The following is a 25,375-nucleotide window of genomic DNA, read 5'->3' as shown; positions in this document are numbered from 1 at the left end:
AAACTCCTACAGACATTCCTTCAAAATGGTTTCGCCCAGCTTGTAGATGCTGCCAGCACCCATCAAGACAACCACATCACCTTCACGAAGTTCCTTCTTCAAGATGGGAAGCAAGTTCATCTGATCGCCAATAAAGCGGGCATCGCGATGGCCACGTGCAGTTGCACTTTCAGAAACAAGAGCACCGGTCACACCTTCGATGGGGCGTTCACGAGCGGGATAAATATCGGTGGCAAGCAGGACGTCGCAATTGGCAAAGGCGCTGCCAAAAGCTTCGTGCTGGTCGCGGGTACGGGTAAAGAGATGGGGTTGGAAAGCGACGATAATACGCTTATCCGGGAAGGCATCGCGGAAGCCCAGGAGGGTTGCGGTAGCTTCGGTGGGATGATGAGCATAGTCATCAAAGACCATCACGCCATTCTTTTCACCAATGAATTCAAAACGACGCTTTACGCCACCGAAGGCAGCAACAGCCTTACGGGCCACATCGGCATCAATACCTTCTTCAATAGCCAAGGCTACTGCAGCCGTTGCGTTCAGCACGTTGTGACGACCAGGAATCTGCAAGCGGAACTCACCCAGACTCTTACCATCATTCAAAATTTCAAATACAGGGAATCCCTTTTCAAAACGCAGATTGTCTACGCGATACTTAGCCTGACGAGTAAAACCATAAGTAATCACAGGCTTCTTCAGACGGGCCAGGATCTGCTGGGCATTGGGATCATCCAGGCAGAGAATAATCTGACCATAGAAAGGAATCTTGTTTGCAAACTGGACAAAGGCGTCCTTAATGTCTTCAATATCCTTGTAGGTATCCAGGTGGTCTGCATCAATGTTGGTAATGATAGCAGAAGAGGGCATCATAGAAAGGAAGCTACGGTCGAATTCATCAGATTCGGCAATCAGGTAGTTACCCTTACCCACCTTGGCGCCACTGCCATGGCCCTTCACCACACCGCCAACGATAATGGTGGGATCCAAACCAGCTTCTTCCCAAATCTGGCCTACGATGGAAGTAGTAGTGGTCTTGCCGTGAGTACCGGCAATAGACAGGGTGTACTTCATACGCATCAGTTCGCCCAGCATTTCTGCGCGCTTGATGACGGGAATTCGGCGGTTACGGGCTTCGACCAGTTCCGGATTATCATGGGGCACAGCGGAAGAATAGACAACCAGGTCGGCGTCTTCCACATTCTTGGCATCGTGCTTGGGATCAACGCGGATACCCAGGTTTCTGAGGTAATCCACCACAGCACTTTCACTCATATCGGAGCCGCTGACCGCAAAGCCATTGGCATGAAGGACTTCAGCAATACCGGACATGCCTGCACCGCCAATACCGACGAAATGAAGGCGACGTACGCGCTTACAGTCATTAATCTGCATTATGCATTCTCCTTTTCCAGGATAACCATTGCAATCTGGTCTGCGGCATCGGGCATTCCGAGGCCCTTTGCGGCGGCAGCCATATTGGCCAGGCGGCTTTCATCAGCCAAAAGGGTTTCGACCTTTTCCCACAGGTGATTTTCTTCTGCATCCAGTTCAACAAGAGCAGCGCCAGCCTTTTCAACGACGCGGGCATTGTGTTCCTGATGATTTGCAGTTGCATGGGGGAACGGCAGCAAAATAGAGGGCTTACCAAAGGCGAGAATTTCAGCCAGGGCAGAAGCACCTGCGCGGCTAATAATCAGGTCAGCATGCTTCATATAGGCATAAATTCCATCCAGGAAGCCACGGACAGCCACGTTGGGCATTTCGCCAAGGCGATCATTAATCGTAGCCACGTTCTTTACGCCAACCTGCCAGACCACAGAAACATCGTCACGGGCAGTAATGCTCTTGATGCTTTCTTCAATCTTGTTATTGATGCCTACAGCACCCTGGGAACCGCCAACAATAAAGACGGCTTTCTTGCCTTCTGCAAATTCTGCAGGGCGAGCCAAAGAATCTTCAGTCGGCAATTCACGAACAGGATTACCAAAGACCATGCACTTTTCTGCAGGGAAACCCTTGGCGGCATCTTCAGAGGTTACGAAGATGGTCTTTGCATAGCGGGAGCCAACCTTATTGGCAACACCGGCCACAGCATTCTGTTCCTGCAAATACACGGGAATACCCATGGAACCTGCGGCCAGCACGATCGGCAAGGAAACATATCCACCAGTAGCCACAACGACATCAGGCTTCACCTTGCGAACGACGCTCTTGGCGCGGACCAGGGCCTTGGTCAAATTGAAAGGCAAGGCCAAATTCTTAAGGAACGGTCCACGATGCAGAGGTACTGCAGAAATGTATTCATAGGGCCAATTCTTAGCAACCAGGCGTTCTTCCATAGAATCCTTACGACCGGCAAAAGTAATGTCGGTAACGCCCATCTTCTTCAAACTATCTGCAATGGCAACGGCCGGAAAAATATGGCCACCGGTACCGCCACATACGAAAAGGAACTTTTTCATACGCCACTCCTTGTATAATCAAAATTTCTAAACGCGCTACTTTCAAGCGAAGAACCACTGGTATACGGTTCCTTGATATTCCTACCCGATGCCGGGCGGGAAATATTCAGCAAGATTCCAATAGCGATCGAGGTATAAAGCAAATTGGTTCCGCCAAAACTGAAGAACGGCAGCGGCTGACCCGTCATGGGGAATAGTCCGACACACACGCAGACGTGAACCACAAAATTGGAGAACAGGGAAAGAGTCAAACCCAAAGCCAGATACTTTCCAAAACGGGTAGCAGAGTTTCTTGCAATCTTAAAACCCTGGGCAAACAAAATTGCAAACAGGATCAAGATTACAAAAGTACCCACAAAGCCAAATTCCTCACCAATCACGGCGTACACCACATCCTTATGAGCTTCAGGAAGGTAACCCAACTTCTGGACACCCTGACCAAAACCAGTTCCAAAAAGTCCTCCGTTTCCAAGGGCCTGCAAGGCATGATCGCCCTGCCAGTTAGAAGCGGCCATTTCACCTTCATCGGCAAAGAAGGCCAGAATTCGAGCCCTGGAATGAGTAGAAGTCATCAGGCGAACCAATGCCAGCGGGATTCCCGCCAGGGCGACATACCCCAGATACTTGGCATTTACGCCAGCAGTGAGCATAATGCAGACCACAATGGCAGTCACCATAATCAGCATGGAGTAATTCGGTTGCAGCACAAGAATCAAGGCACACAGACAATAGGGAATTCCGGGTTGCACCAAAGTACAGGCAACGCTCTTGATATTGTCCCCCGCTTCAGAAAGTTTGGCACTTACCCAGATAATCAAGCCGAGCTTCATAAATTCAGAGGGCTGAATTCCAAAAATCCAACGGTTTGCGCCCTTGACGCTGCCGCCCTTTACCAGAGCAACTGCAGATAGAACGAAGAAAGCAATAAAGGCAATACGTCCAGCCCATTTCCAATGGCCATAATCCCAGAAACGGGCCAGGAACAACATCAGTACAACGCCACCAATAGCCTTGGGCAAGTGAGACATCATGTAAAATTCTGCCGGACGACCATTGGCCTGCGCATAGGGAGCGGATGCGGAATACACCACAGCCACGCCAAAGCAGATCAGCACCAAAACCACTGCTAGAAGCAGCTTATTCATGCCGGTCGTATTTTGAACAGAATTATCCATTGACTCTTACTATCCTTATGCCTTAACCTTGGTAAGCTTTAACATCGCTTCAACAACCTGTTCCATGTGCATGCCACGAGAGCCCTTCACCAGAAGCACATCCCCTTCGGCAACAACTTCAGACAGTTCCGCATTCAATTCCTGCACGGAATCGAAATGATAGGCGGACTTCATACCCTTGGACTTTGCGCCCTTCACATAGAGCTTAGCCTTTTCACCTACGGTGAACAGCATGTCAAAATTCATTTCGGGAACCATGGCACCCATTTCCAGATGGAGGGCGTCGGTCTTGTCACCCAGTTCCAGCATATCGCCGAGAACGGCAATGCGACGGGCAACCTTCATGTTTCCGATAGTCTGCAGGGCCATCTTGGTAGAAGACGGATTGGCATTGTAGCAGTCAGACACGATGGAGAAACCGTTGGCCTTCTTCAGTTCCATACGCATGTTGGTAGAATGGAAACCAGCCAGAGCCTTGGCGATGTCCGTCTTGGAGACTTTGAAAGCCTCGCCAATTGCAATGGCGGCCAGGGCATTATAAACGTTATGGATGCCCGGAACAGACAATTCAAACTTGGTGCGGCCGATGTAGAAGGTAGCACAGTTGTCTTCATTGTAAGACAGCTTTTCGGGCTTATAGATACCACGCTTGATACCGAAAGTCACTACCTTGTAGCTGGTGTTGGAACGCAACTTGCACAGACGTTCGTCATCGGCATTCACGATCAGGAGGCCGTTCTTCTTGAGGCCTGCAGTAATGGTACGCTTTTCGGCAAATACGCCGTCAAAGTCAATCAGCTTTTCCAGATGGCTGGCACCGATATTGGTAATCACAGCTACATCCGGTTCAGTAGCCATAGACAGCGGACGAATTTCATCGGGACCGCTGGTACCCATTTCAATCACAGCCGCTTCATGGGAATGCTTCAGCTGGAACAAGGTCATGGGAACGCCAATGTGGTTGTTGAAGTTACCGGCAGTAGCGTGGGTGTTGTACTTCATAGAAAGTACAGCCTTAGTCATTTCCTTGGTGGTAGTCTTGCCGTTAGATCCAGTAATGGCCACCTTCTTCACCTTGAAATTCTTCTGGTAGCCCTTGGCGAGCTTCAGCAAAGCCTTGGTGGTATCGTCCACGGGGGCATACATCTTGAAGTTTTCAATACCTTCAGCATCCTGGTTCACAACACTCATCAGAGCTCCATTCTTTTCCATTTCGGTAACAAACTTGTGGGCATCAAAACGTTCGCCCTTAATCGGCCAAAAAACCACACCCTTGGCAGGTTCACGAGAATCCATGCAAAGGTTCACCTTGCGATTCTGTGTACGGGCGTTAACGCCGAAAGCCTGGGTTTCCAGGATTTCAAGCATTTCCTTAATTTTCAGGTCCAGCTTAAACATTTTCCATCGCCTTCACCACTTCTTCGTGGTCGTCAAAATGATGCTTAGTCTTGCCAATGATCTGGTAATCTTCATGGCCCTTACCGGCAACCACAAGCCAGTCGCCATCCTTCAGTTCAGCGCAGGCGCGCTTGATGGCTTCGTCACGAAGTTCCACAACTTCGAACTTGTCAGTCTTCATTCCTGCCTTCACATCGTTAATGATGTCAGCCGGATTTTCGGTACGGGGATTGTCAGAAGTGAGCCAGGCCTTATCGGAGAGACGTTCTGCAATTTCGCCCATAATGGGACGCTTAGTCTTATCGCGATCGCCGCCGCAACCAAAGATGCAGCTGAGCTTACCGCGACACAGGCTACGGGCAGTCATCAGCACACGTTCAAGAGCATCGGGAGTGTGAGCGTAATCCACAATCACATGAATTCCGTTCTTGTTCCAGACCTTTTCGAAACGTCCCGGAACACGAACTTCGGCAAGAGCCTTATCCATAGCAGCCTTGGAAATTCCAACGGCATTGGCCCAGGACAGAACCAACATCACGTTGTCCACATTGAAATCGCCACAAAGGGCAGTTTCAAAATGAGCGTCAGAAGCAGCGCAACCAAAGCCATTCAAATCAAACTTTAAACCGTCTTCAGTATTGAGGACCGTACCGCAGGGCTTTACGTCAGCCTTTTCAGAACCCAGGCGCGAAACGCCAACGGTTTTTAGTCCAGTAGGCTTGAGTTCATCACAAAGCAGGGCGCCATGAGCATCATCCACATTGATTACGGCAACACCATCAGAAGCCAGATACTTGGTAAACAGCAACTTCTTTGCATCGAAGTAGGCTTCCATAGTCTTGTGGTAATCCAGATGATCCTGGGTCAGGTTACTGAACAATCCGCTGCGATAGCTAATGCCAGCGACACGGCCCTGATGCAACGCATGAGAAGACGTTTCCATAACCAGGTCGGTACAGCCTGCATCAACAGCCTTTGCCGCAAAGGCAAACAAGTCCAACTGACCCGGAGTCGTCAGGTTTGCGGGAACAGAGATATTACCCACCTTGTTCTTGATGGTTCCCAACAGGGCAACCTTCTTGCCCGCAGCAGTCAACATAGCATCCATCAAGAAAGCGCTTGTAGTCTTGCCGTTAGTACCAGTAACAGCATGGCAAGTCAACTTCGCAAACGGATCCTTGTAAAAAATCCTTGCCGCTTCCAGACGGGCAGCCTTCACGTTAGACACCTGGATCCACTTGGAAGTCAAACCTTCAGGGGCCACATTTTCACCAACGACAGCAACTGCACCGGCAGCCACCGCATTACGTGCGAAAACTTCATAACCTTCAGTCGGCAGCGAGAAGAAAAGGTCGCCAGCCTTAACACGGCGGGAGTCGTCGCACAAACCACGAACATTCAAGTTCTTCATCAAAGTTTCAGAAAGCATTAGCTTCTCTCCTTCAACGTGAGTTTGCATACTTGCCCTTTACGTAACACTTCATCGGCCTTCGGGGATTGGGCAACTACGCGACCCTTGCCTGTATATTCAACATTCATGCGGAAGTTACCTGCAATTTCAAGAGCATCCTTCAAGGAGAGGCCTTTCAAATTGGGCATCTTGCCGCCATCCATATTTTCGAGAATCAGGGTGACTCCAACAGAATCATTCACATCGCGACGTTCAGACACAACGCGAAGCCCTTCACCTTCAAACTTGACATTGCAACCCTTGGAAGCAGCCAGGGACTTTGCCGCAGTAGCGAGCATTCCCACATAATCGTCGTTACACTTGGACTTCGCACTCACCAGTTCCAGACTGTGAGACGCAGGAGACAGTTCCGGATGATAGTAGATGCCTTCCATAATGCGGCGGAAAATCGGGCCAGCCGTGTTACCACCGTGATGCTGAGCCGTCTGAGGATCATCTACCAGAACCAGGCAGACATAACGGGCGTTTTCAACCGGAGCAAGTCCAATAAAGGAAGCAACCTGATGTTCTCTATCGTACTTACGGGTTTCCGGATTATACTTTTCTGCAGTACCCGTCTTGCCGCCAAAGACCACATCGGGAATCTTCTTGCTCATGACCTGCTTTGCGGTACCGTTATTCACCACGCGAGAAAGCATGGCGCGAATCATGGACGAAGTTTTTTCAGAAACAACTCGACGAAGTTCCGTAGGTTCGTTCTTTTCAACAAGCTTACCCTTGGAATCACGCCATTCCTTAACGAGCATAGGCTTCATCAGCTTGCCACCGTTTGCAATTGCAGCATAGGCCATCACCATCTGAATGGGAGTCACCAGCACAGAATGGCCAAAGCCCATAGACTTAAGGTCACTGCCGCTATTGCTGGCCAAGGTCACGTGATCCTTCAAGGCGCCAGATTCCTCGCCATAGAAATATTCAGAAGTCTTTTCGCCAAGGCCAAAATGCTTTGCGGTAATGTAAAGATTCTTAGCCCCCACTTCGGTGGCAATCTTCGCGAACACCACATTGGAAGACTGCACCATGGCTTCGGGCATATTCATATCGCCGTACACATGGGTGTCGCAAATGGGAGCAGACTTGGGATTCCATGTCCAGCAACGACCTTCGTTGGGGAACACCTGATTGGTATCCACAGCACCGCTTTCGAGAGCAGCAGCAGCGGTAATCAACTTGAAAGTAGAACCCGGTTCGTATGCCATAGCCACGATATCATTCTTGGCCATGCTGCCCACACCCTGATTCTTGGAATTGGGATCAAAGGTCGGATAGCTAGCCATGGCGAGAATTTCACCCGTATACGGGTCCACAACCACAGCGCTTGCGCTCTTGGCAATATAGCGGGACACGCCATCCTTCAATTCCTTTTCGACGAGTTCCTGCATATTGCGGTCAATAGTCAGCACCAGGTTCTTACCCGGTTCAGCCTCGGCCACATTTTCGGAACGTCCATAAATTTCACGTTTGCGAGCGTCCTGAATGCTCACGCGGAAACCTTCATTGCCGCGCAGGCGGGAATCGAACATACGTTCTACACCAAGGCTGCCTTCACCACTGCGGTTCACCTTCCCAACAATCTGGGAAGCCAGCTTGCCCTGCAAGAAAATGCGGCTATAATCTTCAGACTTACCGGTATCGCGAAGATTTTCGGCAAACACCACACCGTTACGATCCATAATCTGGCCACGTTCGGCATAGATGTTCTTGGTATGAGTCACCATGCTCTTGGTTTCAGCCTGGTAGATTTCTCGGTTCAGAACTTGAATATTGAAAGTCTGCCATGTCAAAACAAGGATAAAACCAAGAACCAGCATTTTCCAGATGGAAATTGCGTCCAGGTTAATCACCTTCAATGCTTCAAGATTCACAAACTTCACTTGGAACCCCCTACCACACGGACCTTGGTGGGAACCTGATTGAGGCCAAGTTCAGCTGTTTCAGCAAAGTCATTCAACTTTTCAAGAGAAGACAGTCTGTTGATTTCCAGTTCCTGCAGCAGAATCTCGCGGCGAAGCATATTCACCGTTTCAGAAAGTTCATGGGACTTCGCATAAAGACGAGTCATTCGATTCTGCATGTACAAGGGCAAAATCAGCAAGAGCCCTGCCACCAGCACAAGGCAGAGGAAACACCGCACAATAAAGCGGTTAGAGTAATTCACGAAATTTTTGGTTTCTTCGTTCATACCCTCTCGTACACTCTCAGCTTTGCAGAGCGAGCCCTACTGTTCTTTGCAATTTCATCATTGGAAGGAAGAATCGGCTTGCGATTTACCTTCTTCAGACGCTGGTGATTTCCGCCGCACATGCACACCGGCAAATGTTCCGGGCAAACGCAAGCCTTTTCAAATTCAGCACAAGTATCCTTCACGCAGCGGTCTTCTACAGAGTGGTAGCTCATGACCACCAGACGACCGCCCACCTTCAGGCAATCCACTGCAGAACGGATACTGGTTTCAATCTGGCGCAGTTCGCCATTCACTTCCATACGAACAGCCTGGAACACGCGAGCCAGCAGGCTGTTGGCGTCACGGCGCTTGTCCGGGAATACGGATTCCACAACGGACTTGATATCGCTAGGCAGGATATCGCGGCCCTCGCGACCAGTTTCTGTAGCAACTTCAATAATGCGAGTTGCCAGCTTAAAGGCGCGATCCATATCAGCGTTCTTACGCAGGGCTTCAGCCAAGTCATCGGCGCTTACACTACGCAACCATTCCTGGGCAGAAACTTCTTCACGACGATCCATACGCAGGTCTAACGGATTATTGCCAACGAAAGTAAAACCACGGGTAGAATCGTCTACCTGATGGCTACTAATTCCCAGATCATAGAGAACGCCGTCCAAGGAATCAGCCGGAATCTCTTCGCCCAGCATGGCAAAGGGAACCGGATGCACCACAAACTTGGGAAGACCTTCACCGTTGCTAACGGCAGAAAGGCGCTTAGTCGCAAACTTTACCGCATCATCATCGCGGTCAAAGGAATGCAAGGTTCCTTCGGCAGAAAGGCGGGTCGCAATAGCATAGGAGTGGCCGCCACCGCCCAAGGTACAGTCAGCAAAAGTTCCACCGGCTAGGATTTCAGCACCTTCAAGGCGGAGACCTTCAAGGCATTCCTTCAGCATTACAGGATCATGGTAGAACACGCCGCCTTCAACTCCGGCGACAGCTGCTTCAGAAATTTCGTTTGTACGTAGAGACTTTACCTGAGGGTCATTTTTGCTCATCAGATCCTCCCGCAAAATCTGCCATACAGAGTCTTTCGAACTCAGCCAGATCCTCTTCGGAATCCATAGCGAACTGAGCTTCATACTTTTCTGTATTCCACAATTCCAACGACTTACCGCCAACAGAGTCCACGAACATTACGCTGTTCGTAAGGCCTGCAAACAGGAGCTTATCCTTAGGGAGTAATATGCGATTCTGGCCGTCGAGCTCAACAGGGATGGCTCTTAGACGCAGACGGAATTTTTGGGCAGCATTGCGGTCGGACCAACGGTCAACCTCAGCTTTGAACTTATCATATTCGGCTCTTACAAACAAACGAAGTCTGTCCTTCATCCAGTTCGTGAGCACGAATTCAGAACCATCCTCAGGGGTCAGTTGACGACGGAATTCCCGAGGGAAGGCGCACCTACCCTTTCCGTCGATGGCCGATTTGGCCTGACCTATGAAATAGTTCTCTAAGCTCATTTTTTTATTCCATCACACAATTACACAACACATGGAATTATTAACACACATTTCAAATATAGCTTACTTCTCCCCACACTTCCCCATTTCAGTGGAAAAACACACCATTTACACCCCCGACTTCACCACACTTCCCCACGAGGTCCGACCCCTCCATCTCAATCACTCTGATTTTATTACAGAAATCATACCGCCGCAGCAGGTCCGCCCAGAAACAAATGCACACAAGAGCACTACTTTTCTATATTTCCACCCACAAACCACCCCACTACACCCCACAAAAACGTTTTTCTTTCGGGAGTTTTCACAGGATATGCTGCTGCGCGTACCGTCTTTCTACAACAAGTTTTGCTGCCTTGCCGACAAATGCACCGACACCTGCTGCGTCGGCTGGGAAATCGACGTCGACGAAATCAGCCTTTCCAAGTACAGGGACCTCGCCGAAAACACATCCCCGAAATGCGAAAGGGACGAAAAGAAAATCGCCTTCGCCAAAATTTTGATGGAAAACATCCAGGACGGGCATTTCATCTTAAAGCCCGGCGACCGCTGTCCCTTCCTTATGAAAAACGGCCTTTGCGAAATGATCTGCAAACTGGGGTGCAACGGATCCGACTTAGATGAATCCGGCGAAAGCGTTCTCTGTGACATCTGCCGCGAGCACCCCCGCTTTGTGGAAGTTTACGGGGACATCATGGAAAAGGGCGTCGGCCTTTGCTGCGAAGAAGCCGTTAGACTATTACTCACCAGCGATTCACAAGACGACTCCACCATCTGTCATTCTGAGCTATACGAAACTAAGAACTTTAGTTCTCAAGTTGAGTTATGCCCTTTGGGTAGAAGCACGAAGTGCGAAGTCGAAGAATCTAGCAACGTTCTAAATCTCGTCAAAAGTGAAATTGACGAAGAACCCGACGAAATGCCCGAAGGCGCCGAAGAAGCCCGAGACGCCATCTTCGCAGAACGGGAACACATTTTTGAATTGCTGGCAAATAAAAGCAAGCCTCTGAACCAGAGGCTCATAGAGATTTTGGATTACGTCGAAAATACAAACGCAAACGATAAAGAAAATTCCGATCTCTTAAGTGATGCCGCTACCAAGCAAACCTGGATCGAAATCCTTGGCGAAGGGGAAAGTTTCGGACCCGCCTGGGATAAAGCCTTTGAACGAATGATCCGCAAAGGCTGGGACCAGTCTCAAGATTTATTTTCTGAAGAAGACGGCGAAAAAATCGTAGCCTACCTGATTTTCCGCTATTACGCCAAGAGCCTCTTTGACGGTGACGCCATCACCAAGGTACAGTTCGCTATCTTCTTCTGGATTATCCTGCAACATTTCGGAATGGAACTTTCCGCCGAAGTTCCTGAAGGCGCCGCAGATCTTACCCGCAAAATCAATGCAGTAAAGCTTTTGAGCAAGCAGACAGAATACTCCGAAGAAATCATGGACATCCTGGCAGATAACTTCTACCAGAACGAGGCTTTCTGTACGGAACAGTTCCGCAGCATTCTATCCCCATGATCATTTCAGCCAGCATCCGCACGGATCTTCCCGCCTTTTACTCCAAATGGTTTCTGAATCGGATTCGAGAAGGTTTCGTCCTGGTACGCAACCCTTACAATCAGGATTACATTACCCGATACCAGCTGGACCCAAGTGTAGTTGACTGTATTTTCTTCTGCACCAAGAATCCAACCCCGCTCCTTCCCCATCTTGACGAAATCAAAGATTTCCGCTGGGCATGGCATATCACCCTCACACCCTACGGCAAGGACATCGAGCCCAACGTTCCCGACAAGCGATTGATCGTGGAACAATTCAAGAAGTTGTCGGACTTGGTTAACACCCATAATGGCGGCCAGGATGCAGTACAGTGGCGTTATGACCCCATCTGCATTACAGGACGTTACACCGTGGAGCAGCACATCAAATCCTTCGAGGTGATGGCCGCTCTGCTAGAAGGCTACACCCACACCTGCATCATCAGCTTCGTGGACATTTTCAATTGCGTCACCAGGAACTTCCCTGACCTTAAAGAAGTTTCCTGGGAAGATCAAATTACCCTCACCAAAACCTTTGTGGAAATCGGTCGCCTGCACGGCATAAACATAAAGACATGCGTGGAAAGTTCCGCCCTGGCAGAATTCGGAGCAGATTGCAGCGGATGTTCCACTCCAGATTTTTTTGAGAAAGCCTTAGGCCTTAAAGAAAAAGGTCTTACCTTCATGCCGCCAAAGAAGAAATTTGCCCGCGAGGAATGTTCCGCCTGCGTGGTAGGCGGAGACATCGGCAATTACAGCAACTGCCCGCACCTTTGCAAATATTGTTACGCCAACTACGGCAAGGATCAAGTGCTAAGCAAGCACAACATGCACGATCCGAATTCACCGCTGATTATCGGTAACGTTAAGCCCGGCGAAATCGTCCACCCGGCAAGACAAATCAGCTGGATAAAGAAAAAGCCCGACATTCAGCCGGACTTGTTCGAAAACATCTAGAGTTCTAAAGAGCCATATAGGCTACTTAGCGCACATTAATCACCTTATGTGCAGTCCCTGACTTCAGCAAATAGCGACCAGATCGGGGCAGATCCAGCAGCATCGCATTTCTGTCGGCGGTAACATTTCTGATAACCCTACCCTGCATATCGAAAACGGCAACAGAAGAACCGGGCTTCAAACCGCTAATCATAACAGATCGATCAACAACGGAAATTCGCAATGCATTTTGCAAATGATTTTTCACAACCGTCGTTTCGGAATCACCATTCCCAGAATCATCATCCTCGGGATCGTCCGCCGGGTCCTTCACAGGATCCTTTGCAGGAATTTCAGAAGACTCAACAGATATGAGCACCGTCTCTAAAGACTGTACAAAGCTGTACACCCCATCCTTTTCAGAAAGAACCGGACAAGTCTTTCCATCTTCACACACCAAAGACACGGCAGCCTCGAAACCTTCATCACAGGTTACCGTAAATTCAGCGGCACCTCCATAGAAAAGCTTTGCAGACAGACCTTCCACAGAGCAGTGCTCATCGTTGTTTTTAGCCACGGCATATTCACGTTTCTTACGTTCAACGCTAACAGAAACAGGAACCGACGGCATCAAGAAAATTTCAGACCAGCAGCCATCATCATCACAACTCAATAGTTTGAGTTTCATCTCCTGATTTTCATCTCCATTTTTATAGCTGAACATAACTTCACCTATATCGGAGCCCACTTCCTCTCCTACATAAATTCGAACGGCGTCTCCAGGCAAGGCATAATCCGCATAAACGGAATCCCCGTCCATATCAGCATCTGGGAACACCACGAAAGAGGAACTAGTATCCTCCAGAATCACCGCATACTTTAACTGTCCCCCAGACAAAACCACATTAGAAGCAGGCATGGTAAAGCTATACTCACCGCCAGCAGAATCAACGGACGAAAGATCAGAAGAACCCTCTTCACCGAACACAGGCAATTCCGCTAAAGCATAACCGGCTTCGCACACGACATTAAACTTAACCTTATCGCCAGCATTGGCAGAATCAGGCAATCCCTTGGCCACGCAAATTCCATCAAGTTCATTGCCAACACCATAATTGACCAGACCACGAGTCACCTTAAATACAACAGGTGCCGCCGGCATCTTGAAAGTACCGCTAGTGCAATCCTTATTGGCAGAACAGGAAAGAAGTTTCAACTCACCCTTAACAGAGTCAGCGCAGTCATGATAACTATAACTGATAGACTTGATAACTTCCGAAGAAAGGTGTTTAGCCTTTATGGTATAATTAATTCCCGAGTCATAGAACCCTTCGTTGGAAGTATAATAATCCACATAGGATTCCCCCTCATCTTCAAATGTTACTTTATATTGAAGTTTACCCTTTACGACAGATGCGGAGTTGCCCTTCGTCATCGAATAAATGCCATTCTTGTCTGCAGAAATATCCTTATAGCAGGATTTATCGTTTTTGTTTCCACATTCCTGATAAACCTTGCTCAAGAAATATCCTTCATCGCAATGAACGGTAAACTTCACACGGTCTGCAGATTCTGCCGTAGCCGGAAGACCACTGGTTTTGCAATGTTCGCCAAGATCTTCGCTAAGGGAGGTGTCGATTTTCTTAAACACGGCATCCACTTCATAGGCATGCCCCTGTCCATCATAACTAAATTCGGTAATTTCGTTAGCCTGATTAATTGATGTAGAATAAGGTTTCTTATTCCAGTTTCTCATATTTACAGACGACAGGTAGTAGCCTTCATCCGCATCCACCAAGAAAACGACATTGGCAGAAACATAATAGTTTTCACCTTTATAGGTATCTCGTACGGTATTCTTAATCGTTACAGAGCCGTTGCCCTCTACATAGACCTTAATGGTATAAAGCGGGAAAATGCTTAAATTTACATCAGCATTCCATTCACTCATGGTAAATTTATAACGCTTACCCTTCTCAATTTCAGTCATGCGACCGTTTATGTAGTACTTCGGCGTGTGATAGGCATTCACGGCAAGATAGGCGGCGTCAAGCATAAAAACACCTTCATCATCTCGCTTAACGTCTACATCCACATAAAGAACCGTCCCCGGTTTCACCCTGGCGCTATCGGCGAGAATCGTACCATCCTCTGTAGACACCCTATAGGTTGCCCCACCGTTCTTGACTTTTCTCTGGACAAGCATCACGGTGCCATTTTCGTCGGTCCCATCCTTCTTTTCGCTATCTTCGGCATAGGCCATAGACACAATCATGAGCAAAACGAATACGATCCAAAATTTCATTCGCAACTTTTTTCTACCTTTTACAAACTAATGAACTTCCGCATTCCCACAACAGTAGCGGCAACACAAACCGCTAACGAGAAACCAAGCGCCACCACAGGCATCATCATATCCCGCAAGAAAGTCTGATAACCGAGCTGCACCAAAAGCAAAAGCGGAATAATAAAGAACAGCGTCCCCTGAGTGGCTGCGCGAACAGTTTTCGCCTTAAGAGAAAGCAACAAGGAAAAGGCATTCACTAAAAGACAAGCTGACATAGAACCAAGAATCGCAGCAACCGCCACCTCACCGTTCACAACATCAGAGTGCGCGCCCCAATACACTAGCTGACAAATCAACGAAAACATCAACGGGAACGGCAGCACCGCCAAAAACTTACCCCAGAACAGGTGTGCAGGCTTCACTGGAGAAAGCTGCAACAGTTCCAGGGAATTTCTTTCACGTTCGCCAGCAAAGCTATCGGCAGCAAGAGGCGCTCCCATAGGCGCCATGAGGCAACCAAGCAACAGCATCATGTAGCCGTCCATGCCCTGCATAATCTGTCCGCCATAGCGAGAAACGGCAATCCCCTGGGACGCCGCCAACAGCACCGGAGGAATCACAAAAGGAATCCAGAAGCGGGGCTCCCGGAAAACCAACCGCAGTTCATGCTTTAGAACGTGAAGAATCATAAGAAAAGCGTTGAGCAATGAGCTGTGAGCAACGAGCCAAATGCTCATAAAAAAATAATAAAAAGGCGCCCCCAAGTGAATGGATAGGCGCCATTATTTTCTCATACCTCAAAGCGTAAGTTCACTACGTGAACTGCAGCGACCTCACACCTCAAAGCAAAAGGTCGCGCAGCGAACTTTCGCGCCCTAGCGCAACTTAGTTGCGCGTCAAAGTCTTGTACTTGATGGGCTTGGGGTTTTCGGCATCTTCGCCAAGACGCTTGCGGCGATCGGCTTCGTATTCGCTCCAGTTACCTTCGAACCAGACCACATTGGAATCACCTTCGTAAGCGAGAATGTGGGTAGCGATACGGTCCAGGAACCAGCGGTCATGGGAGATGATCACGGCGCAGCCTGCGAACTTGAGGATTGCCTGTTCCAGAGCCTGGAGGGTTTCGATATCCAAGTCGTTGGTCGGTTCGTCAAGGAACAACAGGTTACCCGGCTGCTGCAGGTTCTTGGCCATAAGCACGCGGTTACGTTCACCACCGGAAAGGGTGGAAAGCTTCTTCTGCTGGGCAGCGCCAGTGAAATTGAACAAACCACAGTAGGCACGGCCATTCATCTTGCGGTCGCCCACCATAATTTCGTCATTGCCGCCAGTAATGGTTTCCCACACAGTCTTGGAATCGTCCAGGGAATCGCGGCCCTGTTCCATACTGATGATCTGCACGGTCTCGCCAATCTTCAAGGTACCAGCATCCGGCTTTTCGGTTCCGGTGATCATCTTGAAGAGCGTGGTCTTACCAGCACCGTTGGGGCCGATAATGCCCACAATTCCGGAGCGGGGCAGGCTGAAGTTCATATCGTCGAAAAGCACCTTTTCGCCAAAGGCCTTCTGCAAATGTTCGGCCTGAATAACGATGTCACCCAGACGGTTGCCGTTGGCAATGTGAATCTGAGCCACGTTGATCTTCTCTCTGGAATCTTCAGCCAGGAGTTCTTCGTAAGCCTTAAGACGAGCCTTGTTCTTGGCCTGGCGAGCCTTGGGACTCTGCTTGACCCATTCCTGTTCGCGAGCCAGGCGCTTCTGACGGTCAGATTCGCCCTTTTCTTCACCGCGCATACGTTCCAGCTTCTGGTCCAGCCACTGGGCGTAATTGCCTTCCCAAGGAATGCCGCGACCGCGGTCGATTTCAAGAATCCAGTTGGTCACGTTATCCAGGAAGTAACGGTCATGGGTCACGAGAATGACGGATCCCTTGTATTCACGAAGGTGACGTTCCAACCATGCAACAGTTTCTGCATCCAAGTGGTTGGTAGGTTCGTCCAAGAGCAACAGGTCCGGTTCTTCCAAGAGCAGGCGGCACAGAGCCACGCGGCGCTTTTCACCACCGGAAAGGTTGGTCACCGGCCAGTCACCCGGCGGGCAACGGAGGGCGTCCATAGCAATTTCAATATTGCGGTCCAGGCTCCACAAATCCTGAGCGTCAATGATGTCCTGAAGCTTGGCCTGTTCGTCCAGGAGCTTGTTCATTTCATCATCTTCCATGGGTTCTGCAAACTTCATGGAGATTTCGTTGAATCGGTCAAGAATAGCCTGTTTCTTGGCCACAGCCTGCATCACGTTTTCCTTGACGGTCAGGTTCGGATCCAGCTGAGGTTCCTGAGGCAGGTAGCCAGCGGTACGACCCGGTTCAATCCAAGCTTCGCCCTGGAATTCCTTATCGATACCAGCCATAATACGCAGAAGCGTAGACTTACCGGCACCATTCTGACCGATAATACCAATCTTAGCGCCATAGTAGAAGCTAAGGGAGATGTCCTTCAAGACTTCCTTGTTGGGGTAAGACTTGCACATCTTGTACATATAGAATACAAACTTTTCTGCTTTATTTTCGGCCATAATGAGCTCGCTTCGCTTTGAGGTGTGAGGTCGGTCGCTACGCTCCCTTTGAGATATGAGCGTTTTTATTTACTACTTAAATATAAAAAATTCATCTAGTCCATTACGCAGGGAATCGCTTCTTCTTCAACCCAGTTGCCGGCAGTACATGTGTAAAGCGTCCAATGGTCTTTATCATAGACCGTCCAGCCTTCCGTAGAACTAGCACACTGCATATTCAGGTTTTCAATATTGCTGATGGTAATCTGCGCACCACCTTCATAGCAATCTGTCGCAGGTTCAAAAATAGACTCCGAGCTCTCGCTAGAAGAAGACGGGCTTTCATCAATGACATCACTGGAGCTTTCTGCCAAAGCATCGGAACTCGAAGACGGCTCTGCAGAATCTTCACAAACAGAAGGCTGATAGTCGCTGAGATAAACCCAATCTTCCCCATCGCATTCCATCACATGATCCATTTCTACAAGATAAACATGGGCGCACTTGTACGATACACGACACTTGTATTCATTTGCCAGGGAATCCAGCGTCATTACTGTATCCGGCAACACCAGAGTGTCAGTGCCCGGCACAGGATTTTCCTGATCCGTTCCAGAAGATTCACTAGGTGAACTGCTATCGTCTCCGCAGGCAACAAAATTCATTGCCGTGAAAAGCATTGCAATCAACATCCAAACTCTACGTTTCATATTCGCTCCAAATAAAAATACCGCAGGCAACCCCGCGGCATTAAGATAACTTTTAATCGGCACCAAAACAAGTTCAGCCCGACTTGTGATGATCAATTATCTATTATTCAAATAGTCCAGTACCTTATTGGTCAGGTCGTTTTCCTTCTTCCAGAAAAGCACGGCGCCGGTAGCACGATCCACCACCATGTCGTAACCTTCCTGCAAGGCAATTTCAGTGACGGCCTTACGGATCAGCTGAATAATGGGGCCGCTGATTTTTTCGTTTTCAGAAATCAGTTCTCCCTTACGGCCATAGACGCGGTCCATGAAGTTCTTCAGTTCCGTATCCTTCTTGGCGTATTCCGCTTCCAGTTCGCGCTTCTTTTCATCAGAAAGCATCAGAACCTGCTTGTCCAGTTTTTCCTTAATGGCAGAAAGTTCCTTCTGGAGCAGGTTACCCTGCTGTTCCCATTTTGCCACCTGGCGGTCATATTCTTCCTGAGCCTTCTTCGTGCCCTTATAACCGTCAAAAATCAGCTTGGAATCCACATGAGCAATACGCAGACCATCTTCGGCGAAACCGGAGGTCGCACCGAACAAGGCAATCATCAAAACGATCAGAAGTTTCTTAACCATAATTCCTCCTTAGAAGCCCTGGCCAATCACGAAGTTGAATTCCATGTCGCCAACAGCACTACGCTGGAAACCGCTGTAGGTTTCACCCACATCCAGAGGCCATGCGAAGTCGAAGCCGATAATACCAAGCATCGGCACAACAACGCGGAAACCAAAGCCGATATCCTTCTTCAAGCTAGTGGGATCCCATTCGCTAAGCGGGTTGTGGCTGGGCTTTTCAACCTTGGTCTTGGGATTATAACGCTCACCGAATACGTTACCGGCATCAAAGAAGAAGGGCAACAGGTAGAAGGTCTGAGGCACAAGGCCCAACTGAAGTTCCGCACCAACATACTGGTAGCTGCGGCCCAGACGGCGGTAGCCAAGGGAACCGGAACTATAACCGCGCATGCATCCTTCGTAGCCCATCACGCCACCCATGGAGTACAGAGTGCGATACTGCAACTGGTCACCGAAAATCACACCATACTGGTTCGTGAGAGCAATGCTCAAGCGATCGCGGAACAGCGGGAACCACCACTTAACAGTCAGCTCGGTCTTCACGAAGTCGAAGTCACTGAAGATAGCGCCATCAGCCCACTGCACATCCAGCACATAGCGAGAGCCGTCTGTGGGGAACTGCGGCAGGTTCTTGTCGTCGCGGAGCAGGCGGAAGTTGATTGCAGATTCAACACCGGAGTAAACCACATAGCTGTCATCGATATTTCGGCCCTGCTTGTTCATGAGCCAGCTATAACCAATCTGACCATAGAAGTAGTCATCGGGCCACTTCAGACGCTTACCCACATAGACGCTTCCGCCATAACGGGTAATGTCCGGGTCGTCATAATCTTCCATATTCCACCAGGAGTAGCTCAAGCTGGCACCCAGGGTAATGGGCTTATCAAGGAACCAAGGTTCCTGGAAGCTGATAGAAGCACTCTTCTTGTCGGCACCATATTCAACGCTGAAGCTAGCGGCCTGACCATCACCCATACAGCAGTTGGGAATAGACACGCTGGCAGTACCCACAAGACCATCGCTTTCGCTATAGGAAACACCCAGGCTGAACTGACCGGTACCCGCTTCCTTTTCCTGAACGGTAAAGTCAAGATCCACTTCCTGGTCGCCCACCACCTTAATGTCGGGCAGAACCATGTCGAAGTAGTTCAGCTGCATGATTTCACGGAAGGAACGTTCCAGCAGGGACTGGCGGTAAGTATCGCCCGGATACAGGCGAACTTCACGACGAATCACCTTTTCGTTAGTCTTGGTATTGCCATGGATGTGCACCTTGTGGATCTGGGCAGGCAGACCTTCGGTCATCTTGTAAGACAGGTTCACAATGGAATCGTTAGTGAAAGTACGTTCTTCTTCGTAAGTTGCAAACAGGTAGCCGTCTTCACGGTAGGCATCAAGCAGAGCCTTGCGGGAAGCGTCATACTTGTACTGGTCAAAGACTTCGCCACTATCAAGACGATAAGCATACTTCAGCATATTGTCGTTCAGCACTTCGTTACCGGAGAAGTGGAGGCCACCCATGTAGTAGCGACGACCTTCGATCATATGAATGTGAATGAGGATCGAGCTGGAAGTCTTGATGTTATCATACTTGTTCAAGGCAGAGAACATGTCTTCGATCATATAGCGCACCACAAGCTTCTGCTCGTAAGCACTCATCTTCTTGATCTTCAACAGGGAGTCAATCTTCGGGTTGTTCCACTTACGGCCCTTTACAATATCAAGCCATTCCTTGCGGGCATCTTCGTAGCGGATAATGTCGTTCAGGTACTTCCAGGCGTCTTCTTCAGACTTGACCTTGGGCATCGGTCTAGTCACCCAGGGCATCTCGCCCACGGCACGATGATTGCGGAACAGGTGAGTTACCTGCATAGTGGGCTTGCCAGCCATCTTGTAGAAAGCGGTGGCGGTATCACCGAGAGCCAGATTCAGCTGATTGTACAGCGGTTCCAGCTTGTCTCCCAGGGGAACCATACGTCCCAGATAGAACAGGCAGGAGGAGTCCGGCAGATATTCAGCGCTATATTCAGTCAGTTCAGCATCCAGGAAACCGAAATGGCGGATGGCGTTCAACACCGTATCGCGGTCGGCTTCGAACACGTTTTCCTTGAATTCGCCGCCGCCCCACCACTGGTCCTGCTTGGTCAGCATATGTTCCAGAATATCTTCGCGGGGCACATTGTCGTTACCCTGGATATCGAAATCACGAACCTTCACCTTGCCGCCTTCACGGACAATGAAGGTCACCAAATTCTTGTTCTCATCTACAGGAGTTTCACGATAGCCCACTTCGGCCAGCAAATAACCTTCGGAACGGTAGTATTCCAAAATAGCCTGGCGGTCACGTTCCAGCTGGCTCTTGCTATAAACCTGGCCCGGAATCAGACGGATCTTCAGGCGCAGATCTTCTTCAGAAACTTCATCACAGCCGTCCAGAACAGCGGTATCCAAGGCAGGAAGTTCCTTAATCTTGAAAATCAAGTCCACATCGGAACCATCACCCACATAGTCAATCCAGGCAGTCACATCGTCAAAAAGACCAGACTCGTACAGAGAAGTCACCGAGGACTGCACCTTTTCGGTAAGACCCGTAGGAGAATAACTCTGGCCATCACGAATACCAATTCGACTCAGCACGGAACGTTCGTCCATATGGACGGTACCTTCCACCTTCACCTTGTGGATCTTATTTTCCACCATATAGCTCTCGGACATTTCGGACATGTCCAACAGCTGGGCCTGAGCCAGACCCACAACAAACATCACTAAAAACAGCAAACGGGTACGCAGAATGAACCTACCTAAATAGAATTTTCAAATTTTTCCGTCCAAAAATACAAAACTTGGAGCTGGGGAGCCCACCCAAAAGACCATTTTTCACCCTATTTACACCACAAAAGAATCGTTAATTTATTTGTGTACGCAAAAAGGGCGGAAAAGTTCCGCCCTAAAACGCAAATTTTTAAAGAAAATTAGAATTTCGCCACTAAAACCGGCCAGTAATCAGAAGGTTTCTGATTCAGGTAAGTCATGTAAGTCCAGGAATTCTCACGATAACTCCCGCCAACGAAAACTTCGTCTATGGCACCGGCAAAACCGCCAATCCTAAAATCAGCAGCCTCGCCACGAACGCCTTCCCAATCAGACAAGACCGGCTTTTCGACCTTTGAAGAATTCACAAACAGGCAGCTGTTTCCATTGCCCAACCCATCCATAGAAAGCTTGCTAAAAGCCACATAGACCCACGAAGCCGCCTTCAGCCCTTCGGAACCCGACGTCCAGCTCAATTTATAGCTGGCGGTATCCGCAACATCATCCGAAACCACCCCAGAGGCCAAGTGGTAAAAATTCACCACGAATCCGGAATCCGGAACGTAACGCAGTTCATATTCGCCAGCCTTTTCAAAAATCAGCTGTTCTTCGCCCAGATTATCCAATCGAATCCAGAGAGAGAAACTGAAGACATCTTCGGTACCGAACACCAGGTCCCCATGCAAAGAGGAATCCGCCTCTGCAGAATGATCCGCTACCAGGGCGCTTGTCGCTGACATCTTGACACCGCTACCCACAACCCCGTCCACCAAAGAAACCTTAAAGGCAGTACCGGGGAAGTTCTGCTTTTCTGCCCAGTCCGTTATGGGAGCGATACCATCATCAAAATGCCATACCATATTATAGGCCCTATTGGTGGGGAACACATCCAGCGCAAAGCCGGAAGTCAGGGCATTATTAAAGACCAGTTCCAGGGAATCTTCCAGATTCAGGGAATCCACGTTCACCCAGAATACCGCCTCCTGGGCCAGGGAATCGAAATAGCCCGAGGTAATGGGCAGTTTCTTACTGGCCGCCCCACCTGCATTAATACGGCGAACTTCCCAGCGGCCATCCATTCCCGCAAGAGTATCAAAGTTGCAGTTTTCAGGAGTCAGGCGTAAGGCCAGCGGAATATCGCTGACAAAGCCCATCAGGGAATCCACACTCCCCTTAGGGGCCGCCAACGGGGCCACAAAACGCATCACCACGGTATCCACCGTAGCAACCGGCTCCGCATCAAAGCCCACCTTTGCTGTATCCTGGGGAGTAACCTTAAGGTTCTTATACAGTTCCACGTTCCCGCCCAGCGACAATCTCAAATCAAGTTCACCCGCCGGCAGGGAGTCCACAAGGATCATTCCACCAGAAACAGAAACTTCACGATAAATCGTGGTTCCCACTGCGGTTATCACGCCCTCGGCCCCATCAGCCATTTCCGACTTCAGCATCGCATAGCCCGGAACCTTAAGGGTATCGTCCTGAATGACCACGGAATCATGATCCGAGACCACAACATCCTGGACCAGCAAACGTTCGCCAGACACCGCAACCGCTTCAAGGGAATAAGTACCAGCAGCAACTCCGGTCAAACGATAGGAGCCTCTTTCGTCGGTTTCGCCAAAGATACCGACTGAATCGTCAAATACATTGAAATCTTTAGGAACGATACTGACGCGGGCCATAGAAGCCACGCCCTCGCCCAGGTAAAGTCGGCCCTCGATAGAAGCCAACTCCGGCGAACCCGTTTCAGCGCTGTTTCCCGCCACAGAGGTATCGTTAGAACACCCCACCACTCCGGCCAGGAATCCAGCCAGCGCGACACCAAACGTCGCAAAATACGATCTTGCAAAACCCACACTCATCATCCGATATAAATATACCAAACTATTAGTATTGTCCATGACTTCCTGCGATAATCCAGCGGCAAAGTTCCTCGATACTGGCATAATCTGGCAGGGTTTTTACAAAATTCTGTGATTTACTCCGTTCAATGAACTTGCTCCAGGCGGTTTCGCTCTTGGCTTCAAGTCCTAAATGTTCTTCGATGGCACCGCGGGTCCACACCCAGATTCCCTGACTGCGAAGCTTGGCATGAATGCTGCGGATTGCCATTTCGGCCTCGGGCATGGCCGCCATCATGGCGTAAGCCTGAGCCGCCGTGGTATTGCTATGCTTGCTCACCGGCAAACCATTCACCAAGCGTAAATGGTGCTGGAAGGCCAGCTCTCGGAACAAGTTCTGACAATACTTGATATCAGGATCGTTGTAATCCAGGAAGCCATCATGGGTAGCCGTAGTAAAGGCGTAATCCAAGTCCACAATAGCGCGAACAGGCATATCCATGGCCCCGAGGACCTGCATACTCTTGCGGGTATTGCTAACTCCACCCTGACGAACCAGGGCGCACTTGATTAAGGCAAAGCTCTGCCCCGTAATACGTTCAAACAAGGCGGGCAGAACCCTCAGTTCTGTCTTACCTTCGGTTAGCAGTACATAGTCAGCGAACAAAAGTTCATTACTATTAGAAAGACTGAACAACATCTGTAGCTGGCTGGGCGCATCCTGAACCACCTGGTGTACCGCATCTTCCATGCGCTTACGCATAAAGGTGCCACGTTCCTTGTTCTTGCGAATCAAAAGGGACGTGCTTACATCTTCGCTGGTCACCATCTGGGCGCTGTGGGTGGCAAAAACCACCTGGTACCCCTCGTTAGAAAGATTCTTGAGGGCCACGCGGACAAGTTCCACCGCCTGAGGGTGCAGATACAATTCCGGAGAGTCAATCAGCAGTAAGGTACGACTCAGATAATGGTTGTTATGATGCTTCTTGATATCAGCCAGATAGCGGATCAGGGCCATCTGGATAGCGCGCTGGGACCCCGCCCCCATGCGGCTTATATCTCGCTCGAAACCGTCATCCTCATCCATGACCTTCAGGCTAGCCCTCTTCAGGAAGGTTTCCATGGTCGGCACAGGAATATCCAGTTCCACCTTCACGCTGGGGAACAACGGACGGAGCTTTTCATTGACATCGCGATCGAAAGCGCCGATTTCTTCGGCCCGATTCTCGCTATCGGGAGAAAGCAAGTCGTTAAACTTGTTCAGCAGCATGTTGATTTCGCCACCGAATCGACGTTCCAGCGGTCTAAAAATTTCGTGGAGCAACTTCACGAAGGCCTGGTTGCCTTCAAAATCCCAAATGGCGATGGATTCCGGGAACATACGGCTAAAGGCCGCCATAAAACTATCATTTACTCGGGTCCATTCCCGCTTATAGGCTCCATTCCGCTTGTTAGAAGGCACAAACGCGAAAAATTCCATGGATTCTGAATTGCCACCAGGAACCCGCTGCACCTTTTTTACCCGCAACTGTCCCATATTGGGGCCAGCATTCACCAGGAACGGCTTGATTTCCGCAGAAAGATCTTCACCAAGGCGGGCCAGCACCTGTTCAGAAATACCATCAAAGACACCCTCCACCTCTACAGGAATATTCGGGTCGTCAAAGTAAGAAATATCCAAAGAAAAATGGGCCAACAGCCAACGAATCCCCATCAGGATGTTGGTCTTACCCGCATTATTATAGCCAATCAGAGCCGTGAAACCACTAAGAGGAAACCTCTGCTTCTGGATAGAACGCAGATTAGAAATGGTAATCTCAGAAAGTCTTAAAGCCTGGGGTTGCATACTCGCAATGTATATAAAAATTCGGGATGTGGGG

The 25,375-nt window shown here is 49.5% G+C and carries 19 protein-coding genes; 2 read left to right on the top strand and 17 right to left on the bottom strand.

The genetic code is table 11. The features are described from left to right. Positions 1 to 6 precede the first annotated feature (6 nt). From murC to BUB94_RS07545, 9 genes are read right to left on the bottom strand one after another with little or no spacing between them, the layout of a single operon-like run. Positions 7 to 1,389, bottom strand: a complete 1,383-nt coding sequence (gene murC / locus BUB94_RS07585; protein ID WP_073157041.1) for a UDP-N-acetylmuramate--L-alanine ligase — start codon at positions 1,387 to 1,389, stop codon at positions 7 to 9. After that, complete coding sequence (gene murG, locus BUB94_RS07580) at positions 1,389 to 2,459, bottom strand: undecaprenyldiphospho-muramoylpentapeptide beta-N-acetylglucosaminyltransferase (RefSeq protein WP_073235679.1); 1,071 nt, start codon at positions 2,457 to 2,459, stop codon at positions 1,389 to 1,391. The genes murC and murG overlap by 1 nt, the downstream gene beginning before the upstream one ends. Then, the gene (locus tag BUB94_RS07575; protein ID WP_073235676.1) at positions 2,456 to 3,634 is read right to left on the bottom strand and encodes an FtsW/RodA/SpoVE family cell cycle protein; all 1,179 of its coding nucleotides are present in this window, start codon (positions 3,632 to 3,634) and stop codon (positions 2,456 to 2,458) included. The genes murG and BUB94_RS07575 overlap by 4 nt, the downstream gene beginning before the upstream one ends. A gap of 15 nt (positions 3,635 to 3,649) precedes the next feature. Then, complete coding sequence (gene murF, locus BUB94_RS07570) at positions 3,650 to 5,032, bottom strand: UDP-N-acetylmuramoyl-tripeptide--D-alanyl-D-alanine ligase (RefSeq protein ID WP_073157050.1); 1,383 nt, start codon at positions 5,030 to 5,032, stop codon at positions 3,650 to 3,652. Further along, the gene (locus BUB94_RS07565; RefSeq protein ID WP_073235672.1) at positions 5,025 to 6,461 is read right to left on the bottom strand and encodes a UDP-N-acetylmuramoyl-L-alanyl-D-glutamate--2,6-diaminopimelate ligase; all 1,437 of its coding nucleotides are present in this window, start codon (positions 6,459 to 6,461) and stop codon (positions 5,025 to 5,027) included. The genes murF and BUB94_RS07565 overlap by 8 nt, the downstream gene beginning before the upstream one ends. Then, entirely contained in the window at positions 6,461 to 8,377 is a 1,917-nt protein-coding gene (locus tag BUB94_RS07560) for a penicillin-binding protein (protein ID WP_249269294.1), read from the bottom strand. The genes BUB94_RS07565 and BUB94_RS07560 overlap by 1 nt, the downstream gene beginning before the upstream one ends. Beyond that, on the bottom strand, positions 8,374 to 8,685 hold the full coding sequence (locus tag BUB94_RS07555; RefSeq protein ID WP_073157055.1) for a hypothetical protein: 312 nt from the start codon (positions 8,683 to 8,685) through the stop codon (positions 8,374 to 8,376). Before BUB94_RS07555 ends, BUB94_RS07560 begins: the two co-directional genes overlap by 4 nt. Beyond that, on the bottom strand, positions 8,682 to 9,728 hold the full coding sequence (rsmH, locus tag BUB94_RS07550) for a 16S rRNA (cytosine(1402)-N(4))-methyltransferase RsmH (protein WP_073235667.1): 1,047 nt from the start codon (positions 9,726 to 9,728) through the stop codon (positions 8,682 to 8,684). Before rsmH ends, BUB94_RS07555 begins: the two co-directional genes overlap by 4 nt. Further along, entirely contained in the window at positions 9,715 to 10,194 is a 480-nt protein-coding gene (locus BUB94_RS07545) for a division/cell wall cluster transcriptional repressor MraZ (RefSeq protein WP_073157061.1), read from the bottom strand. Before BUB94_RS07545 ends, rsmH begins: the two co-directional genes overlap by 14 nt. 313 nt (positions 10,195 to 10,507) lie before the next feature. Here BUB94_RS07545 and fliB point away from each other — a divergent pair, with 313 nt between their 5' ends. Then, positions 10,508 to 11,716, top strand: a complete 1,209-nt coding sequence (gene fliB / locus BUB94_RS16735) for a flagellin lysine-N-methylase (protein ID WP_073235663.1) — start codon at positions 10,508 to 10,510, stop codon at positions 11,714 to 11,716. Beyond that, on the top strand, positions 11,713 to 12,693 hold the full coding sequence (locus BUB94_RS07535) for a DUF1848 domain-containing protein (protein WP_073235660.1): 981 nt from the start codon (positions 11,713 to 11,715) through the stop codon (positions 12,691 to 12,693). Before fliB ends, BUB94_RS07535 begins: the two co-directional genes overlap by 4 nt. 25 nt (positions 12,694 to 12,718) lie before the next feature. Here BUB94_RS07535 and BUB94_RS07530 read toward each other — a convergent pair whose 3' ends face one another. The 8 genes from BUB94_RS07530 to BUB94_RS07495 all read right to left on the bottom strand — a co-directional run bounded on the left by BUB94_RS07530 (position 12,719) and on the right by BUB94_RS07495 (position 25,341). Further along, positions 12,719 to 14,977 carry a hypothetical protein gene (locus tag BUB94_RS07530; RefSeq protein ID WP_073235657.1) on the bottom strand — a complete coding sequence of 753 codons (2,259 nt, stop codon included), beginning with the start codon at positions 14,975 to 14,977 and terminating at the stop codon, positions 12,719 to 12,721. A gap of 20 nt (positions 14,978 to 14,997) precedes the next feature. Further along, on the bottom strand, positions 14,998 to 15,696 hold the full coding sequence (locus BUB94_RS07525; protein ID WP_254793701.1) for an ABC transporter permease: 699 nt from the start codon (positions 15,694 to 15,696) through the stop codon (positions 14,998 to 15,000). A 148-nt stretch (positions 15,697 to 15,844) separates the two neighbouring features. Then, entirely contained in the window at positions 15,845 to 17,533 is a 1,689-nt protein-coding gene (gene ettA, locus BUB94_RS07520) for an energy-dependent translational throttle protein EttA (protein ID WP_073157073.1), read from the bottom strand. Between the two features lie 95 nt (positions 17,534 to 17,628). Beyond that, positions 17,629 to 18,222, bottom strand: coding sequence for a hypothetical protein (locus BUB94_RS07515; protein ID WP_139260164.1), 594 nt, complete (start codon positions 18,220 to 18,222; stop codon positions 17,629 to 17,631). A gap of 96 nt (positions 18,223 to 18,318) precedes the next feature. Next, entirely contained in the window at positions 18,319 to 18,840 is a 522-nt protein-coding gene (locus BUB94_RS07510) for an OmpH/Skp family outer membrane protein (RefSeq protein ID WP_073157078.1), read from the bottom strand. A 9-nt stretch (positions 18,841 to 18,849) separates the two neighbouring features. Beyond that, positions 18,850 to 21,603 carry a BamA/OMP85 family outer membrane protein gene (locus tag BUB94_RS07505; RefSeq protein ID WP_254793700.1) on the bottom strand — a complete coding sequence of 918 codons (2,754 nt, stop codon included), beginning with the start codon at positions 21,601 to 21,603 and terminating at the stop codon, positions 18,850 to 18,852. A 209-nt stretch (positions 21,604 to 21,812) separates the two neighbouring features. Beyond that, entirely contained in the window at positions 21,813 to 23,519 is a 1,707-nt protein-coding gene (locus tag BUB94_RS07500) for a LamG domain-containing protein (RefSeq protein ID WP_073235651.1), read from the bottom strand. 22 nt (positions 23,520 to 23,541) lie between these two features. Then, positions 23,542 to 25,341 (bottom strand): ATP-dependent nuclease, encoded by a 1,800-nt coding sequence (locus BUB94_RS07495; RefSeq protein ID WP_073235649.1) that lies wholly within the window; start codon positions 25,339 to 25,341, stop codon positions 23,542 to 23,544. Between the last annotated feature and the right edge of the window lie 34 nt (positions 25,342 to 25,375).

This window comes from Fibrobacter sp. UWH9 (assembly GCF_900129715.1).
Classification (GTDB): domain Bacteria; phylum Fibrobacterota; class Fibrobacteria; order Fibrobacterales; family Fibrobacteraceae; genus Fibrobacter.
This window is presented reverse-complemented; position numbering and strand designations above follow the sequence as displayed.

Excerpts from the sequence above, each read along its gene's own strand:
- BUB94_RS07510 (WP_073157078.1), bottom strand. The coding sequence starts at position 18,840 with ATGGTTAAGAAACTTCTGATCGTTTTGATGATTGCCTTGTTCGGTGCG.
- murC (WP_073157041.1), bottom strand. The coding sequence starts at position 1,389 with ATGCAGATTAATGACTGTAAGCGCGTACGTCGCCTTCATTTCGTCGGT.
- BUB94_RS07575 (WP_073235676.1), bottom strand. The coding sequence starts at position 3,634 with ATGGATAATTCTGTTCAAAATACGACCGGCATGAATAAGCTGCTTCTA.
- BUB94_RS07495 (WP_073235649.1), bottom strand. The coding sequence starts at position 25,341 with ATGCAACCCCAGGCTTTAAGACTTTCTGAGATTACCATTTCTAATCTG.
- BUB94_RS07535 (WP_073235660.1), top strand. The coding sequence starts at position 11,713 with ATGATCATTTCAGCCAGCATCCGCACGGATCTTCCCGCCTTTTACTCC.
- BUB94_RS07525 (WP_254793701.1), bottom strand. The coding sequence starts at position 15,696 with ATGAGCATTTGGCTCGTTGCTCACAGCTCATTGCTCAACGCTTTTCTT.
- BUB94_RS07500 (WP_073235651.1), bottom strand. The coding sequence starts at position 23,519 with ATGATGAGTGTGGGTTTTGCAAGATCGTATTTTGCGACGTTTGGTGTC.
- BUB94_RS07505 (WP_254793700.1), bottom strand. The coding sequence starts at position 21,603 with ATGTTTGTTGTGGGTCTGGCTCAGGCCCAGCTGTTGGACATGTCCGAA.
- murG (WP_073235679.1), bottom strand. The coding sequence starts at position 2,459 with ATGAAAAAGTTCCTTTTCGTATGTGGCGGTACCGGTGGCCATATTTTT.
- rsmH (WP_073235667.1), bottom strand. The coding sequence starts at position 9,728 with ATGAGCAAAAATGACCCTCAGGTAAAGTCTCTACGTACAAACGAAATT.
- BUB94_RS07530 (WP_073235657.1), bottom strand. The coding sequence starts at position 14,977 with ATGAAATTTTGGATCGTATTCGTTTTGCTCATGATTGTGTCTATGGCC.
- BUB94_RS07555 (WP_073157055.1), bottom strand. The coding sequence starts at position 8,685 with ATGAACGAAGAAACCAAAAATTTCGTGAATTACTCTAACCGCTTTATT.
- BUB94_RS07565 (WP_073235672.1), bottom strand. The coding sequence starts at position 6,461 with ATGCTTTCTGAAACTTTGATGAAGAACTTGAATGTTCGTGGTTTGTGC.
- murF (WP_073157050.1), bottom strand. The coding sequence starts at position 5,032 with ATGTTTAAGCTGGACCTGAAAATTAAGGAAATGCTTGAAATCCTGGAA.
- BUB94_RS07545 (WP_073157061.1), bottom strand. The coding sequence starts at position 10,194 with ATGAGCTTAGAGAACTATTTCATAGGTCAGGCCAAATCGGCCATCGAC.
- BUB94_RS07515 (WP_139260164.1), bottom strand. The coding sequence starts at position 18,222 with ATGAAACGTAGAGTTTGGATGTTGATTGCAATGCTTTTCACGGCAATG.
- fliB (WP_073235663.1), top strand. The coding sequence starts at position 10,508 with ATGCTGCTGCGCGTACCGTCTTTCTACAACAAGTTTTGCTGCCTTGCC.
- ettA (WP_073157073.1), bottom strand. The coding sequence starts at position 17,533 with ATGGCCGAAAATAAAGCAGAAAAGTTTGTATTCTATATGTACAAGATG.